The following is a 19357-nucleotide window of genomic DNA, read 5'->3' as shown; positions in this document are numbered from 1 at the left end:
ATCTCCCCCGCACCGCCGTAAGGAGCACACGCCAGATGCAGCAGAACGAGGACAAGCTCCGCGATTACCTCAAGCGGGCCACCACCGATCTGCGCACCGCACGCCGACGCCTGCGCGAGGTCGAGGAGCGGGAGAACGAGCCCGTCGCCATCATCGGGATGAGCTGCCGCTACCCCGGTGGCGTCGAATCACCCGAAGACCTCTGGCAGTTGGTCTCCGAGGGCCGCGACGCCGTGGTCGAGTTCCCCGACGACCGCGGCTGGGACGTCGAATCCCTCTACGACCCCGACCCCGACCACGCGGGCACCTCCATCACCCGGCACGGCGGATTCCTGCAAGGCGCCACCGGCTTCGACCCCGCGTTCTTCGGGGTCAGCCCGCGCGAGGCCGCCGCGATGGACCCGCAGCAGCGGCTGCTTCTGGAGACGTCGTGGGAGGCGTTCGAGCGGGCGGGCATCGACCCGGCGCAGGCCAGAGACACCAGAACCGGCGTGTTCGCGGGCGTGATGTACAACGATTACGCGACGCGCCTGCCGCAGGCGCCCGAAGGGTTCGAGGGCTTCCTCGCCAACGGCAGCGCGGGCAGCATCGCCTCCGGCCGGATCGCCTACACGCTCGGCCTCACCGGACCCGCCGTGACGGTGGACACGGCGTGCTCGTCGTCCCTCGTCGCCCTGCACCTCGCGATGGTGGCGCTGCGCCGCGACGAGTGCTCGCTGGCCCTCGCGGGCGGTGCCACCTTCATGTCCACCCCGCGCACGTTCGTCGAGTACAGCAGGCAGCGCGCCCTCTCCGTCGACGGCCGCTGCAAGGCGTTCTCCGACAGCGCCGACGGCACCGGCTGGGGAGAAGGCGTCGGCATGCTCCTGGTGGAGCGGCTCTCCGACGCACAGCGCAACGGCCACCCCATCCTCGCGGTCATCCGCGGCTCGGCGGTGAACCAGGACGGCGCGTCCCACGGCCTGACCGCGCCGAACGGCCCGGCCCAGCAGACGGTGATCAACCAGGCCCTGGCCAGCGCGCGTCTGACGGCGGCGCAGGTGGACGCGGTCGAGGCACACGGCACCGGCACCACGCTCGGCGACCCGATCGAGGCGCAGGCCCTCATCGCGACCTACGGCGCGGAGCGGGCAGCCGACCGGCCGCTGTGGCTGGGTTCGCTGAAGTCGAACATCGGCCACTCCCAGGCGGCGGCCGGCGCCGGCGGCATCATCAAGATGGTCATGGCGATGCGGCACGGAGTGCTGCCCAAGACCCTGCACGTCGACGAGCCAAGCAGCCACGTCGACTGGTCGGCGGGTTCCGTGGAGCTGCTGACCGAGGGCCGGCCGTGGCCGCAGGCCGACGAGCCGCGCCGCGTCGGCGTGTCCTCGTTCGGCGTCAGCGGCACGAACGCCCACGTCATCCTGGAGGAGCCGCCCGCCCCCGAACCGGCGCCCACGGCCGACACCGCCACTCCGGCACCCACAGCTACCGCCGAGCTGCCGGCCCCCGCCGTCACGCCCTGGGTGCTGTCCGCGCGGACCCCCGACGCACTGCGCGCGCAGGCCGACCGCCTCCGGTCCGCGGTGGCGGCCTCCGCCGACTTCGACCCCGCGGGCGTCGGCCTCTCACTGGCCACGACCCGGTCCCTGTTCGAACACCGCGCGGTACTCCTCGCCGAGGACAGGACCACCACCACCGACCGCCTCACCGCTCTCGCCGAGGGGCGCGGCGGCCCCGGCGTGGTCCTGGGCGAGGCATCGCCGCACCGGTTGGGTTTCCTGTTCTCGGGTCAGGGTTCGCAGCGGCTCGGCATGGGTCGTGAACTGGCGGCTCGTTTCCCGGTGTTCGCGGCGGCGCTGGATGCGGTGCTGGGTGAGTTCGACCCGGCGGTGCGTGAGGTGTTGTTCGGTGAGGATGCTGATGCGCTGAACGAGACCGGGGTGACCCAGCCCGCGCTGTTCGCGGTTGAGGTGGCGCTGTTCAGGCTTCTTGAGTCGTGGGGCGTACGCCCTGACGTGCTGGCGGGGCACTCGATCGGTGAGTTGGCTGCCGCGCACGTGGCTGGTGTTTGGTCGCTGGCTGACGCCGTGAAGGTGGTGTCGGCGCGCGCCGGCTTGATGCAGGCGCTGCCCTCTGGTGGCGCGATGGTCGCGATCCAGGCGTCCGAGGATGAAGTCGCGGCGGACCTCCCTGAGACCGTGGGCATTGCTGCGATCAACGGACCGGATTCAGTGGTCGTCTCCGGTGTCACCGCCGACGTGGAGGCGGTCGCCGAGCGGTGGCGCGAGGCGGGCCGCAAGGTGTCTCGCCTCAAGGTCAGCCACGCCTTCCACTCGCCGTTGATGGACCCGATGCTGGAGGACTTCCGCAGGGTTCTCGATGGTGTGTCGTACGAGGCTCCCGCGATCCCGATCGTGTCGACGCTGACCGGCCGTGCGGCCTCCGCGGAGGAACTGGGTTCGGCGGAGTACTGGGTACGGCACGTGCGCGAGGCCGTGCGGTTCCACGGTGCGGTCGTGGGGCTGCGCGAGCAGGGCGCCGATGTCTTCCTGGAGATCGGCCCCGGTGGCGTCCTCTCCGGTCTCGGGCAGCTCAACGCCCCGGAGGCCGCCTTCGTACCCGCCCTGCGCGGCGACCGCCCCGAACTCGTCGCACTGACCACCGCCATCGGCCAACTGCACGTACGCGGTGTGCCGGTGGACCTGCCCGCCCTGTTCGACGGCAGCGGCGCGCGGCGGGTCGACCTGCCGACGTACGCGTTCCAGCGCGAGCGCTACTGGCTGGACGCGCCGGTCGCCGAGGAGAGCGGCGAGCGAATATCGCCGGTGGAAGCACGTTTCTGGGAGGTCGTGGAGGAGGGCGATCCCGCGGATCTCGCCCGCACGCTGGGTGTGTCGTCCGACGACCCGCTCAGTGCGGTACTGCCCCGCCTGTCCGCGTGGCGTCGTAAGCAGCGGGACATGTCGATCGCCGATGGCTGGCGGTATCGGGTCGACTGGCGTCCCTTGACGGCCAAGTCACGCCGCCTTGACGGTTCTTGGCTGGTCGTCACCCCTGCCGGTGAGGGGCGTGCGGGGTGGGTCGGCGACGCGCTGGCCCGGAACGGTGCGGACGTCCGCGTCCTGGAGGTGGACCCGGAGACCGTCGACTGGGCGGAGCAGTTGGGCGGGCTGCCGTCTCTGGGTGGAGTCGTCTCGCTGCTGGGGTTCGCCGACGCGGACACGGCGTCATCGTCTGTGCCCGTGGGTGTCGCGGCCACGGTGGGGCTGTTGCAGGCTCTCGGTGCGGCGGATGTGCCGCTGTGGTGCCTGACGTCGGGTGCGGTCTCCGTCGGTGCGGACGATGAGGTCGACGGGTTCGAGCAGTCGATGCTCTGGGGTCTTGGCCGAGTCGCCGCGCTGGAACACCCCGGCCGCTGGGGCGGCTTGATCGACCTGCCCACACAGGACGGCGGGACGCAGGACGAGACGTACGACGAGACGTACGACGAGACGACCGGAGACCTCCTCGCCTCCGTCCTTGAGCCCGGCTTCGCCCCGGCGACCGGCGAAGACCAGATCGCCCTGCGCGGCAACGAGATCCTCGGCCGCAGGCTGGTGCCCGCCCCGCTGGGCGACTCCTCCGGAGAGAGCTGGTCGCCGCGCGGCACGGTCCTGGTCACCGGCGGCACCGGCGCCCTCGGCGGCCACGTGGCGCGCTGGCTGGCGACGCACGGAGCCGAGCACATCGTGCTGGCCGCCCGCCGCGGCCGGGCCGCCCCAGGGGCGGAGGAACTGGAGGCCGAGCTCGTCGAGTTGGGCGCCCAGGTCACGTTCGCCACCTGTGACGTGGCCGACCGGGACGCCGTCGCTGCCCTGCTGGAGAGCGTCCCGCAGCTCACCGCCGTCGTGCACACGGCGGGCGTCGAGCGCTCGGCAGCCCTCGCCGACCTCGACCCGGCCGACCTCACCGGGTTCTCCGAGGTCCTCGCTGCCAAGGTCGACGGCGCGCGGAACCTGCACGAACTGCTTGCCGACACGGAGTTGGACGCATTCGTACTGTTCTCGTCCATCGCCGGCGTGTGGGGCAGCGGCGGCCAGGCCGCCTATGGAGCGGCCAACGCCTACCTGGACGCCCTCGCGGACCACCGAAAGGCGGCGGGTCTGCCCGCCACCGCCGTCGCATGGGGCCCGTGGGGCGGCGGCGGCATGGTCGAGGACTCCGGGCAGGCCACCCACCTCCAGCGCCTGGGCCTGACCACGATGGCCCCCGACGCCGCGCTCGCCGCACTCGGCTCTGCCGTCGAACAGGGCGACGGCAAGGTCACCGTCGCCGACGTCGACTGGACCCGGTTCGCCGCCACCTTCATGGCCCAGCGCCCGAGCGCGCTCCTGAGTGAACTCCCCGAGGTCCAGGCCGCGTTCGAGGCCGCTCCCGTCGAGCAGGGCGGCGCGTCGGCTCTCGCACAGCGCCTCGCGGGTCTCGACGAGGCTGAACAGGAGCGCCAGCTCACCGATCTTGTCCGGTACGAGGCTGCCGCCGTGCTCGGCCATGCCTCCGCCGACGCGTTCTCCGCCACGCGCGCCTTCCGGGAGCTCGGCTTCGACTCGCTGACGGCTGTGGAGCTGCGTGCCCGGCTGAGCGAGGCCACCGGCGTCGCCCTGCCCGCGTCCGTGGTGTTCGACTACCCGACGGCCGCCACCCTGGCCGCATACCTGCGCACTGAACTGTCCGGAGCGGCCCCCACCGCCGCCGTCCCCGCCGCCGTCTCCGGTGTGACCGACGAGCCGATCGCGATCGTGGCGATGGCCTGCCGTTACCCCGGCGGTGTGGCGAGCCCGGAGGACCTGTGGCAGGTGCTCCTTTCGGGCGAGGACGCGGTCACGGACTTCCCGACCGACCGAGGCTGGGACATCGAGGGGCTGTACAACCCCGACCCGGACGCGGCGGGCATCGGCACGTCGTACTCCCGCAAGGGAGCGTTCCTCGACCACGTGGCGGACTTCGACCCGACGCTCTTCGGGATCTCGCCGCGTGAGGCCCTCGCGATGGACCCGCAGCAGCGACTGCTCCTGGAGACCTCCTGGGAGGCCTTCGAGCGCGCGGGCATCGACCCCGACTCGCTGCGGGGCAGCAGGTCGGGCGTGTTCGTCGGTACGAACGGCCAGGACTACACAACGCTGATGATGGCCGCGCCGGACAGCGTCGACGGCTACTTCGGCACCGGCAGCGCGGCGAGTGTCATCTCCGGCCGCCTGTCGTACACGTTCGGACTCGAAGGCCCGGCCGTCACCGTGGACACGGCGTGCTCGTCGTCCCTGGTCGCCCTGCACCTCGCGGTACAGGCCCTGCGGAAGGGCGAGTGCGAACTGGCGCTCGCGGGTGGCGTGACGGTGATGTCCACGCCCGCCGCGTTCGTGGAGTTCAGCCGGCAGCGCGGCCTCTCGGTCGACGGCCGCTGCAAGGCCTTCGGGGCGGACGCGGACGGCACCGGCTGGGGCGAGGGCATCGGCATGCTGCTCGTCGAGCGCCTGTCCGATGCCCAGCGCAACGGCCACCAAGTCCTCGCCGTCGTACGGGGATCCGCAGTCAACCAGGACGGCGCGTCCAACGGCCTGACCGCACCGAACGGCCCCTCGCAGCAGCGGGTCATCCGGGCCGCGCTGGAGGCCACCGGCCTCGCGCCGTCCGACGTGGACGCGGTCGAAGCCCACGGCACCGGCACCAAGCTGGGCGACCCGATCGAGGCGCAGGCCCTCCTCGCGACATACGGCCAGGACCGCGCCGCGGACCGTCCGTTGTGGCTCGGCTCGATCAAGTCCAACATCGGTCACACGCAGGCGGCCGCCGGTGTGGCGGGTGTGATCAAGATGGTCATGGCGATGCGGCACGGCGTCCTGCCGCGCACCCTGCACGCGGACGAACCCTCACCTCACGTGGACTGGTCCGCCGGTGCGGTGGAGCTTTTGACGGAGACCCGGCCGTGGCCGGAGACCGGGCAGCCGTGGCGGGCGGGTGTGTCGTCGTTCGGCTTCAGCGGCACGAACGCGCACGCCATCATCGAGCAGGCCCCGCGGACCGTGGAGGCCGAGCAGGAAGAGGCCCCGGAGCCGCTTCCGGCCGGCACGGTCGTCCCGTGGACGCTGTCGGCCAAGAGCCCCGAAGGGCTGCGGGAGCAGGCCGCGCGGCTCACGTCCTTCGTGGACGGAACGCCGGACGTGGCGGTGGCGGACGTGGCCCGCGCGCTGGTCTTCTCGCGGGCAGCGCTTGAGCACCGCGCGGTGGTGGTCGCCGCGGAGCCCGACGACTTCCGGTCGGCTCTGACCGCTCTCGCCGAGGGGCGTGGCGGCGCGGGTGTCATGACCGGCGAGGCGTCGCCGCACCGGCTTGGCTTCCTGTTCTCGGGTCAGGGCTCGCAGCGGCTCGGCATGGGCCGTGAACTGGCCGCCCGTTTCCCGGTGTTCGCCGATGCACTGGACGCCGCGTTGGGTGAGTTCGACCCGGCGGTGCGTGGCGTGTTGTTCGGTGAGGACGCCGAGGCACTCAACGAGACCGGGGTGACGCAGCCCGCGTTGTTCGCGGTCGAGGTGGCGCTGTTCAGGCTCCTTGAGTCGTGGGGTGTGCGTCCCGACGTCCTTGCCGGGCACTCGATCGGTGAGCTGGCCGCCGCACACGTGGCCGGTGTGTGGTCCTTGGCGGACGCCGCTGCGGTGGTGTCGGCGCGTGCCGGGCTGATGCAGGCGCTGCCGTCCGGTGGCGCGATGGTGGCGATCCAGGCGACCGAGGCCGAGGTGGCGTCGGACCTCCCGGAGACGGTCGGCATCGCCGCGGTCAACGGCCCGACCTCGGTGGTCATCTCGGGTGTTGCCGCTGATGTTGAGGCGGTTGCGGAGGGCTGGCGTGCGGCGGGCCGGAAGGTGTCTCGCCTGAAGGTGAGCCACGCCTTCCACTCGCCGCTGATGGACCCGATGCTGGATGACTTCCGCCGGGTACTGGAAGACGTCTCGTACGAGGCTCCCGCGATCCCGATCGTGTCGATGCTGACCGGCGTCCGTGCCACAGCCGAAGAGCTGACGTCGCCGGAGTACTGGGTGCGCCACGTGCGGGAATGCGTGCGATTCGCCGACGCGGTGAGCACGTTGCGGGACGAGGGCGTGACCACGTTCGTCGAGGTCGGCCCCGGTGGGACGCTGTCCGCGCTGGGCCAGGAGTCCGCTCCGGAAGCGGCCTTCGTACCGACTCTTCGTGGCGATCGCCCGGAGGCGGTGGCCGCCACTACGGCTGTCGGGCAGTTGCACGTACGTGGCGCCGACGTGGACTGGGAGGCGTTCTTCGCCGGCCGTGGCACGCGGCGGGTCGACCTGCCGACGTACGCGTTCCAGCGTGAACGCTTCTGGCTGGACACTCCCGATGCCGACAAGGGCGGCGAGCGAATATCGCCGGTGGAGGCACGTTTCTGGGAGGTCGTGGAAGAGGGCGACATCGCGGATCTCGCCCGCACGCTGGATGTTTCGTCCGACGACCCGCTCAGTGCGGTACTGCCCCGCCTGTCCGCGTGGCGTCGTAAGCAGCGGGACATGTCGACCGCCGATGGCTGGCGGTACCGGATCGACTGGCGTCCCCTGACCGCCAAGTCCGCTCAAATGAACGGGACTTGGCTGATCGTCACCCCCGCCGGTGAGGAGCGCGCCAGCTGGCTCGACGACGCGCTGACCCGCAATGGTGCCGACGTCCGCGTCCTGGAGGTGGACCCGGAGGCGGCGGCCGACTGGGCACAGCTGCTGACCGACCCGTCGGCTCTGAGTGGCGTGGTGTCGCTGCTGGGGTTCGCCGACGCGGACACGGCATCGTCTGTGCCCGTGGGTGTCGCGGCCACGGTGGGGCTGTTGCAGGGCCTCGGTGGGGCGGAGGTGCCGCTGTGGTGCCTGACGTCGGGTGCGGTCTCCGTCGGTGCGGACGATGAGGTCGCCGGGTTCGAGCAGTCGATGCTCTGGGGCCTTGGCCGAGTCGCCGCGTTGGAGCAGCCCGGCCGCTGGGGCGGCCTCGTGGACCTGCCCGAGACGCTCGACGACGGGACCGGCGATCTGCTGGCTTCGGTGCTCGCAGGAACACATGGCGAGGACCAGGTCGCGCTGCGCGGCGGCAAGCTCCTGAGCCGCAGGCTGCTCACCGCCCCGGTGGGCAAGGCGCCCGTCGACGGCTGGTCGCCGCGCGGCACCGTCCTGGTCACCGGCGGCACCGGCGCCCTGGGCGCCCACGTCGCCAGGTGGCTGGTGGGCAAGGGCGCCGAGCACCTGCTGCTGACCAGCAGACGCGGCCTTGAGGCCGAAGGCGCGGAGGAACTGTGCGCGGAGCTGACCGCGTTGGGCGCCCGGGTCACGATCGCGGCCTGTGACGCGGCCGACCGGGACGCGCTGGCGGACGTGCTCGCGTCCGTGCCCGCCGAGCTTCCGCTCACGGCGGTCGTCCACGCGGCAGGCATCGAGCGCTCGGCCGCCATCGCCGACCTCGATCCGGACGACCTCGCCGAGTTCAGCGACGTACTGACCGCCAAGGTCGACGGCGCGCGGAACCTGCACGAGTTGCTCGCCGACACGCAGTTGGACGCCTTCGTGCTGTTCTCGTCCATCGCCGGCGTGTGGGGCAGCAGCGGGCAGGGTGCCTACGCCGCTGCCAACGCCTACCTCGACGCACTCGCCGACCACCGCCGAGCCGCGGGCCTGCCTGCCACGGCCGTCGCATGGGGCCCGTGGGGCGGTGGCGGCATGGTCGCGACCGCCGAGCAGGCGACACAGCTGCACCGCTGGGGCCTGGCGACGATGGCCCCTGATGTGGCGATAGCGGGCCTGGCCACGGCCTTGGAGCGCGGGGAAGGGAACGTCGTCGTCGCCGACGTCGACTGGACCCGGTTCGCGGGTACGTTCATGGCGCAGCGCCCGAGCTCCCTCCTCGGCGAACTGCCCGACGTCCAGGCTGCGTTCGCCGCCGCTCCCGCCGAACAGGGCGGCACATCGGCTCTCGCGCAGCGCCTTGCGGGCCTCGACGAGGCCGAGCAGGAGCGACAGCTCACCGATCTCGTGCGGTACGAGGCTGCCGCCGTGCTGGGTCACGTGTCCGGTGACGCCTTCTCTCCGACACGTGCGTTCAAGGAGCTCGGCTTCGACTCGTTGACGGCCGTTGAGCTGCGCTCCCGGCTCCGCGACGCCACCGGCATCGCCCTGCCCGCGACCCTGGTGTTCGACTACCCCACGGCCGCCGCCCTCGCTGCCTACCTGCGCGTCGAGCTGTGCGGAGCGGACGCGACACCCACCGCTTCCGCCTCGGTCGCCGTCTCCGGTGTGACCGACGAGCCGATCGCGATCGTGTCGATGGCCTGCCGCTACCCCGGCGGCGTGACCGGCCCCGAAGACCTCTGGAACTTCCTCCTGTCGGGCGGGGACGCCGTGACGGAGTTCCCGACCGACCGCGGCTGGGACGTGGAGGCGCTCTACGACCCCGACCCGGACTCGGTGGGGACCACCTACCTGCGCTCCGGCGCGTTCATGTCGGACGTGAGCGGGTTCGACGCGGGCTTCTTCGGGATCTCGCCGCGCGAGTCCCTTGCCATGGACCCCCAGCAGCGCCTGCTCCTCGAAACCTCCTGGGAACTCCTCGAGCGCGCCGGCGTCGACTCGGCGTCACTGCGCGGTGAACGCGTCGGCGTGTTCGTCGGGTCGAACGCCCAGGACTACGGCCTTGTCCTCGGCGCAGCCGCCGATGACGTGGGTGGTTACGTGGCGACCGGCAACGCGGCCAGTGTGGCCTCGGGACGACTGTCGTACACCTTCGGCTTCGAAGGCCCGGCCGTCACCGTGGACACGGCGTGCTCGTCGTCCCTGGTGGCGCTGCACCTGGCGGTGCAGGCGCTGCGGACGGGGGAGTGCGAGCTGGCGCTTGCCGGTGGTGTGACGGTGATGTCGACGCCGGGCGCCTTCATCGAGTTCAGCCGCCAGCGCGGCCTCTCGCTGGACGGCCGCTGCAAGGCATTCGGAGCGGGCGCCGACGGCACCAGCTGGGGCGAGGGCGTCGGCATGCTCTTCGTCGAGCGGCTCTCGGACGCCCAACGCAACGGGCATCCGGTCCTGGCCGTCATCCGTGGCTCAGCCGTCAACCAGGACGGTGCGTCCAACGGCCTGACCGCCCCGAACGGGCCCTCGCAGCAGCGCGTCATCCGCCAGGCGCTCGCGAGTGCGGGCCTCACGCCGTCCGACGTGGACGCGGTCGAGGCACATGGCACGGGCACGAAGCTGGGCGACCCGATCGAGGCGCAGGCACTGCTGGCCACCTACGGCCAGGACCGCCCCGCCGACCGGCCGTTGTGGCTGGGCTCGGTGAAGTCCAACATCGGTCACACCCAGGCCGCCGCAGGAGTCGCGGGCGTCATCAAGATGGTCATGGCGATGCGGCACGGCGTACTGCCCCGCACCCTCCACGCCGACGAGCCGTCACCGCACGTCGACTGGACGGCGGGCGAGGTGGAGCTGCTCACCGATCAGCGCGAGTGGCCCACCGCGGACCGGCCGTGGCGAGCGGGTGTGTCGTCGTTCGGATTCAGCGGCACCAACGCCCACGCCATCATCGAACAAGCCCCGACAGCCGAACCGGAGAAGGCTCCGGAGCCGGTACGTGACGGCTTGGTGCCGTGGATGCTGTCGGCGGGCGACGAGGCCGCCCTGCGCGACCAGGCCGAGCGCCTGCTGCCCCTGGTGGACGCACACGCACCGATCGACATCGGCTATTCGCTCGCGTCACGGTCGGTACTGGACCACCGTGCCGTGGTGGTGGCCGCCGACCGGTCCGAGTTCCTGGCGGCCCTGACGGCCGTGGCCGACGGCCGGACGACCGGTGCCGTGGTCGGGGGAGTCGCGGGTGAGCCCGGCCGGTTGGGATTCCTGTTCTCGGGCCAGGGTTCGCAGCGGATCGGCATGGGCCGCGAACTGGCGGCTCGTTTCCCGGTGTTCGCCGAGGCCCTGGACGCGGTCCTCGCGGAGTTCGATCCGGCGGTGCGCGAAGTCCTCTTCGGTGAGGATGCCGATGCGCTGAACGAGACCGGTGTGACGCAGCCCGCGCTGTTCGCCGTCGAGGTCGCGCTCTTCCGGCTTCTGCAGTCGTGGGGTGTGCGGCCCGACGTGCTGGCAGGGCACTCGATCGGTGAGTTGGCTGCCGCGCATGTGGCTGGTGTGTGGTCGTTGGCTGATGCGGTGAAGGTGGTGTCGGCGCGTGCGGGGTTGATGCAGGCGTTGTCGTCCGGTGGCGCGATGGTCGCGATCCAGGCCTCTGAGGCCGAGGTCGCCGCCGACCTGCCGGAGACCGTGGGCATTGCTGCGGTCAATGGCCCGAACTCGGTGGTCGTCTCCGGTGTCACCGCCGACGTGGAGGCGGTCGCCGAGCGGTGGCGCGAGGCGGGCCGGAAGGTGTCCCGTCTCAAGGTCAGCCATGCCTTCCATTCGCCGCTCATGGACCCGATGCTGGAGGACTTCCGCCGGGTTCTGGACGGTGTGTCGTACGAGGCTCCCGCGATCCCGATCGTGTCCACGCTGACCGGCGTGCTCGCTACCTCCGAAGAACTCGCCTCCCCCGAGTACTGGGTGCGCCACGTGCGGGAGTCCGTACGATTCCACGACGCGGTGGTGGCGTTGCGCGAGCAAGGCGCCGAGGTATTCGTCGAGATCGGTCCGGGCGGAACGCTGTCCGCGCTGGGGCTTGGCTGTGCGCCTGATGCGGTGTTCCTGCCCGCGTTGCGTGCGGACAGGGCCGAGGAGCCCGCGCTGGTGACCACGGTGGCCGCCCTGCATACGCGAGGTGTGGCGGTCGACTGGGCCGCGTACTTCGCGGGCAGCGGGGCTCAGCGCGTCGATCTGCCGACGTACGCGTTCCAGCGTCGGCGCTACTGGATGGACGCCGCGCCCGCCGTCGTCGCCGAGGCCGCGCCGAACGCGGACGAGGCGCGGTTCTGGGCCGCGGTGGAGAGCGAGGAGGCGACCGCGCTCGCGTCGTCCCTGGGCATCACCGACGACGGCGAGACCGACTCGCTCCGCGCCGTGCTGCCGCTCCTGACGTCGTGGCGGCGCCGGAGCCACGAGAAGTCCACCTTGGACAAGTGGCGTTACACCGTCGGCTGGAAGTCCGTCGGAGTCCCGGCGACGACGCCCCCCTCGGGCACCTGGCTGGTCGTCGTGCCCACCGGTGACGAGCGCGCCCACGCCCTGAGCGAGCTGCTCAAGGCCAGCGGCCTGGCACTCTCCGTGGTCGAGGCCGAGGGCACGGACCGCGCGAGCCTCGCCGACGCACTGCGGACGGCATTCGAACGGGTTGCCGCGCGGGACGAAGAGGTCGGCGGAGTCCTGTCGCTGCTGGCCTTCGACGAGTCGCCGCACTCCGACCACCCCGCGGTGCCGAACGGGGTGGCAGCCACCCTCGCGCTGATCCAGGCGCTCGGCGACGCGAACGTACAGGCGCCGCTGTGGTGCGTGACGTTCAATGCGGTGGCGGCGGCCGAGGGTGACACGGTTGCAGGCTTCGGGCAGTCGATGGTGTGGGGTCTTGGCCGGGCCGCGGCGCTCGAACTCACCTCTCGCTGGGGCGGGTTGGCCGATCTGCCGGAGACGGTGGACCAGCAGGCGGCCGCACGGCTGTGCGGGCTTCTGGGAGGGGCCGAGGACCAGGTCGCCGTACGCGGGGGCGACGTGTTCGCACGCCGCCTGCGCCGCGCCGACCCGGCCGCGACGGATTCCGGCTCCGGCTGGACGCCGCGCGGGACGGTCCTGGTGACCGGCGGTCTCGGCGCCCTGGGCGCAAGGGCCGCCCGGTGGTCGGCGGCGCACGGCGCCGACCACATCGTCCTGGTGAGCCGTCGCGGCAGCGAGGCCGAGGGCGCCGCCGAGCTGGAGGCCGAGCTGGTCGGCCTCGGCGCACGCGTCACGATCGCCGCCGTCGACATCGCGGACCGGGACGGGCTCGCCGCCCTGCTCGACGGCCTTGCCGCCGCCGGGGACCAGGTCGCCGCAGTCGTACACACCGCAGGACTCAACGACAGCACCCCGGTGGAGGAGACCGACCTCGCGCGCTTCGCCGACGTGGTCGGCGCCAAGGTGGCGGGCGCCGCGCACCTGCACGAACTGCTCGCCGACACGCCGCTCGACGCGTTCGTCTCGTACTCCTCGATCGCCGGCATCTGGGGCAGCGGCAACCAGGTCGGTTACAGCGCGGCCAACGCCTACCTCGACGCGCTCGCCGAGCACCGCACCGCGCACGGCCTGCCGGGCACAGCCGTGGCCTGGGGCCCCTGGGGCGGCGGCGGGATGGCCGACGACGAGGCACAGCGCCAGCTCTCCCGGCGCGGCCTCCTGGCCCTGGCGCCCGAGCTCGCGGTGGGAGCCATCGCCGACGCGGTCGGCGGCAGCATGGCGAGCACGGTCGTGGCGGACGTCGACTGGGAGCGATTCGCCCCCGCGTTCACCATCGGCAGGCCGAGCCCGCTGCTCGCCGACCTCGCCGAAGCACGTGACGCGGTCGCGGGCCGTACCACCGGAGCCGACGGGTCCACCGGCGGGTCCACCGGGTCGCAGGGATCCGACCAGGAGGGTGCGGAGCTCCGGGGCCGGCTCACCGGCCTGGACGCGGCCAAGCAGGGCGAACTGGTGCGCGCCCTGGTGGTGGCGCAGGCAGCCACCGTCCTGGGGCACACCACGGCCGGCGCCGTCGACCCCGACCGGGCCTTCCGCGACCTGGGCTTCGACTCGCTGACCGCCGTGGAACTGCGCAACGGCCTCGCGGCCGCATCCGGCCTGACCCTGCCCGCGACCGTGGTCTTCGACTACCCCACCCCCGCCGCGCTCGCCGACCACCTGCTCTCGGCGGTCCTGGAACCGCACGGCGCAGCACCCCTGACGCCGGACACCGCACGGCCGGCCGTGACCGACGAGCCGATCGCGATCGTGGCGATGGCGTGCCGGTACCCCGGAGGCGTCACCAGCCCCGAGGACCTGTGGCAGGTGCTCCTGTCGGGCGGTGACGCGGTGACGGACTTCCCGGCCGACCGGGGCTGGGACCTGGAGGCCCTGTACGACCCGGACCCCGCGGGCATCGGCACGACGTACTCGCGCAGGGGCGCCTTCCTCGACCAGGTGGCGGACTTCGACGCGACCTTCTTCGGGACCTCGCCGCGCGAGGCCCTCGCGATGGACCCGCAGCAGCGACTGCTCCTGGAAACCTCCTGGGAGGCCTTCGAGCGCGCGGGCATCGAGCCGAACTCGGTCCGCGGCGAGCGCGTCGGCGTATTCGTCGGCTCGAACGTGCAGGACTACGGGATGCTCCTCGGCGATGCCGTCGAGGACGTGGGCGGGCATGTCGCGACGGGCAGTGCGGCGAGCGTCATGTCCGGCCGTCTTTCGTACACGTTCGGCCTCGAAGGCCCGGCCGTCACCGTGGACACGGCGTGCTCGTCGTCCCTGGTGGCACTGCACCTGGCGGCGCAGGCACTGCGGTCGGGGGAGTGCGAACTGGCCCTCGCGGGCGGCGTGACGGTGATGTCGACGCCGGGCGCGTTCATCGAGTTCAGCCGCCAGCGCGGCCTCTCCGTGGACGGCCGGTGCAAGGCGTTCTCCGACAGCGCCGACGGCACCGGCTGGGGCGAGGGCATCGGCATGCTGATCGTCGAGCGTCTCTCCGACGCCCGGCGCAACGGCCACCAAGTCCTCGCCGTCGTACGCGGATCCGCCGTCAACCAGGACGGCGCGTCCAACGGCCTGACCGCCCCGAACGGCCCCTCGCAGCAGCGCGTCATCCGCCAGGCGCTCGCGAGTGCGGGCCTGGCACCCTCCGACGTGGACGCGGTCGAGGCACACGGCACCGGCACCACCCTCGGCGACCCGATCGAGGCCCAGGCCCTGCTCGCCACCTACGGCCAGGACCGCCCCGCCGACCGGCCGCTGTGGCTGGGCTCGGTGAAGTCCAACATCGGCCACACCCAGGCCGCCGCGGGCGTCGCGGGCGTCATCAAGATGGTGATGGCGATGCGGCACGGCGTACTGCCAAGGACGCTGCACGTCACCGAGCCGTCGTCGCACGTGGACTGGTCGGCGGGAGCGATGGAACTGCTCACCGACCTGCACGAGTGGCCCGACGTGGACCGGCCCTGGCGGGCGGGTGTGTCGTCGTTCGGGTTCAGCGGAACCAACGCGCACACCATCATCGAGCAGGCCCCCGAGGCGTCACCCTCCGAGATCGCGTCGGGGGAGCCCGGCGAACCCGGAGTCGTGCCGTGGGTGCTGTCGGCGCGGTCCCCCGAAGCGCTGCGCGAACAGGCGGCCCGACTCCGCGAGGAGTGCGGCCGAGCCGACGGGGACGTGTCGGTCGCCGACATCGCCCACTCGCTGCGGTCCCGCTCGGTGTTCGACCACCGGGCCGTGGTGGTCGGGCTCGACCCGGCAGAGTTCCGCACCGGCCTGAGCGCCCTGGCCGAAGGCCGCGAGGCACCGAACCTCGTGACCGGCGCGACCGGAAACCGCGGCACCGGCACGGTGTTCGTCTTCCCCGGCCACGGCACGCAGTGGCTCGGCATGGCCCTCGAACTGCTCGACACCTCAACGGAGTTCCGTACGAGGATGGAGGAGTGCGCGCAGGCGCTGGGCGAGCACGTCGACTGGTCGCTCCTCGACGCGATCCGTGACCCGGACCTGATGGAGCGTCTCGACGTGGTCCAGCCCGCCCTGTTCGCGGTGATGGTGTCCCTCGCCGCCACCTGGCGGTCTTGGGGCGTCGAGCCGAGCGCCGTGCTCGGCCACTCCCAGGGCGAGATCGCCGCGGCATGCGTCGCGGGCGCCCTCTCCCTGCGGGACGCGGCGCGCCTCGCCGTCCTGCGGAGCAAGGCACTGACCGCCCTCGCGGGCCAGGGCGGCATGGTCTCGGTCGCCCTCGGTGCGGACGACGTACGGGAACTCCTCGCGAGGTGGGACGGACAGCTCGCCGTCGGCGTGGTGAACGGCCCCGCATCGGTCGTCGTCTCCGGTGACGCCGGCGCGCTGGACGAACTGATGGAGGTCTGCGCCGAACAAGGCGTGTGGGCGCGGCGGGTCCAGGCGGACTACGCCCCGCACTCCCACCACGTCGAGCGCGTCGAGGCGGAGATCCTGGCAGGCCTCGCGGACGTGACGCCGCGTTCCGGCGACGTGCCGTACTACTCGCCGCTGACCGGCGGCTGGCTGGACACCCGTGGCCTGGACGCCGCCTACTGGTATCGCAGCCTGCGGCAGACGGTGGAGTTCGCGGACGCCGTCTCCACCCTGGTGGCGGAAGGCTTCACCACCTTCGTCGAGGTCAGCCCGCACCCGGTCCTGGTGGCCGGACTCGGTGAACTGGCCGGCTCCGACGGCCTGGTGGTCGGCTCGCTGCGGCGCGGCGACGGCGGCCTCGACCGGCTCCTGAACTCGGCCGGCAGACTGTTCGTACGCGGCGGCCGGGTGGACTGGCCGCTGCCCGACGCCCGGCGCGTGGACCTTCCCACGTACCCGTTCCAGCGCAAGCGGTTCTGGCCCACCACGTCCCCCACCGCGTCCGGCGACGTGACCTCGGCGGGCCTCGGCCGCGTGGAGCACCCCCTGCTCGCCGCCGTCACCGAACTCGCCGACTCCGAGAGCCTCGTGTTCAGCGGCAGGCTGTCGCTGCGCACCCACCCCTGGCTCGCCGACTACCGCGTACGGGACACCGCCGTGCTCCCCGGAGCGGCCTACGTGGACCTCGCGCTGCGCGCCGGCGACCACGTCGGCTGCGCCTCCCTGGACGACCTGGTCCTCGAAGCGCCCCTGGTGCTGCCCGAACGGGACGGCGTCCAGATACGGCTCAGCCTCGACGGTCCCGACGCGTCGGGCACGCGGGCGTTCACCGTCGACTCCCGAGGGGACGAGGGCGGCGAGTGGACGCGTCACGCCACCGGCACCCTGACGGCCGACGCGCACCCGGTCACCGACGACCTCGCCGCCTGGCCGCCGAACGAAGCAGAACCGGTGGCCCTGGACGATCACTACGCCACCGCCACCGCCCACGCTTCCGGCCTCGGCCACGGCCCCGCCTTCCAGGGCCTGCGGGTCGCCTGGCGCAAGGGCGACACCGTGTTCGCCGAAGTGGCGCTGCCCGACGGACTCGCCGACGAAGGCTTCGGCCTGCACCCGGCACTCCTGGACGCCGCGCTGCAAGCCGTCGGGCTGGGAGTGAGCGCGGACGGGCTTCCGTTCTCCTGGGCCGGAGTGCGACTCCTCGCGACCGGAGCGACGGAGCTGCGGGTTCGGCTGACGCCGGTCGGTGTGGACGCCGTGGCGGTGCTCGTCACCGACGGGACCGGCGAACCGGTCGCCGCCATCGACGAACTGAGTTTGCGCCCCCTCTCCGCCGACCAGCTCAACGCGGCGCGCTCCGCCCACCGCGACTCGCTGTTCGAGGTGAAGTGGGTGCCCATGCCGGACGCCGCTCCCGAGACCGGCAGCTGGGCGGTCATCGGCGGCGACACCGCCCTCCTCGCCCACGCGCTCACCGCGGCCGGCGAACCGGTCGACGAACACGCCGACCTGGCCGCACTCCTGGCCGCCGTCGACGCCGGAGCGCCCGTACCGCGGTGTGTGACCGTGACGCCCGGTGAGAGTGCGACAACCCCTCGCGAGGCGACGCACCACACCCTCGACCTGCTCCAGAAGTGGCTCGCGGACGACCGGTTCGCCGCATCGCGACTCGTCTTCCTGACGAGCGGCGCGGTACCGGCCGGGCCGGAGGACGCCGTACCGGACCTGGTGCGCGCTCCCGCCTGGGGCCTGGTGCGCTCGGCCCAGTCGGAACACCCGGAACGGTTCGTGCTCGCCGACGTGGACGGCGACGAGAAGTCGCTGCGCAGGCTCCCCGCCGCCGTGGCGACCGGAGAACCGCAGGTCGCCGTCAGGAACGGCATCGCCACGGTGGCCAGGCTCGCACGGCTCACCGCACCGGCCGACGCCCCCGAGCGGCAGCCGGCCTTCACCCCCGAAAGCACCGTGCTCATCACCGGTGGCCTCGGCGTCCTCGGCGGCGTGACCGCACGGCACCTCGTCACCCGCCACGGAGTACGTGACCTCGTACTGACCGGCAGGCGCGGCCCGGAGACACCGGGCGCGCAGGAACTGCGCCGGGAACTGGCCGACCTGGGCGCACGCGTCACGGTCGTCCGATGCGACGTCAGCGACCGTGACGCGGTCGCCGCGCTTCTCGCGGAGCACCCCGTGACCGCCGTCGTCCACACGGCGGGCGTCCTGGACGACAGCGTGATCGAGTCCCTGACCCCGGCGCACGTCGACGCGGTGTTCGGCCCCAAGGCAGACGCGGCGCTGCACCTGCACGAGCTGACCCTGGACAGGGACCTCACGGCGTTCGTCCTGTTCTCCGCGGCCGCCGGTGTGTTCGGCGGCCCCGGCCAGGGCAACTACGCGGCGGCCAACGCGTTCCTCGACGCCCTCGCCCAGCACCGCAGGGCCGCGGGGCTGCCCGCGACCTCGCTCGCCTGGGGTCTGTGGGCCGAGGCGAGCGGCATCACCGGGCACCTCGACGACGCCGACGTACAGCGGATGGCCAGGGGCGGCATGACCCCCCTGTCCTCGGCGGACGGCATGGCGCTGTTCGACGCGGCCCACACGACCGGCACCGCGACCGCGGTACCCGCCGCGCTCAGCCTGGCCGCGCTACGAGCCAACCCGGAGCAGGTGAGGCCGCTGCTGCGCGGTCTGATCCCGACGCCCAACCGCCGGTCCGCACGCTCCGGCGACGGCGACGGATCAGGCACGGTCCCGCTCGCCCAGCGGCTCGCAGGCCTCACCGAGGCGGAGCAGGACCGGGCCCTGGTGCAGCTCGTCCGCACCCACACCGCGGCCGTGCTCGGCTTCCCCGGCCCGGAGGCCGTCGAGGCGGAACGGGCGTTCAAGGAGCTCGGCTTCGACTCGCTCACGGCCGTCGAACTGCGCAACAGGCTCGACGCCGAGGTCGAATCGCGGCTGCCCGCCACCCTGGTGTTCGACCATCCGAACCCGACGGCACTCGCGGCCCACCTGCGGACGACGGTGCTCTCCGGCGACGGCACGCCCGCCGCCGCGGTGCTCGGCGAGCTGAACAAGCTGACGGTCACCATCTCCAAGCTCGACCCGAACGACGCCCTGGCCGGCGACATCCGCCTGCGGCTCCGCTCGCTCCTGTCCGCCTGGGACGAGGGCGAACCCGAGCCCGAGAAGGACGACTTGATCTCGGCAACCCTCGACGACGTCTTCGACATCATCGACGAGGAACTCGGAAAGTCCTGACCAGCGATTACGGACTCTCACCAACCTGACCAGCCGGTACGGAC

General features: G+C 72.6%; 1 protein-coding gene. It reads left to right on the top strand.

All coding sequences use genetic code 11. From position 1 onward, the window contains the following. The first annotated feature begins 35 nt into the window (after positions 1-35). Positions 36-19313: a type I polyketide synthase gene (locus ACFUPX_RS32650; protein ID WP_383330925.1), complete on the top strand. Its 19278-nt coding sequence runs from the start codon at positions 36-38 to the stop codon at positions 19311-19313. Positions 19314-19357 lie beyond the last annotated feature (44 nt).

It is taken from the genome of Streptomyces sp. NPDC057302, assembly GCF_042667685.1.
In the GTDB taxonomy this organism is placed as follows: domain Bacteria; phylum Actinomycetota; class Actinomycetes; order Streptomycetales; family Streptomycetaceae; genus Streptomyces.
Note: the sequence above shows the minus strand (reverse complement) of the source record. Positions and strands in the feature narration are given on the sequence as shown.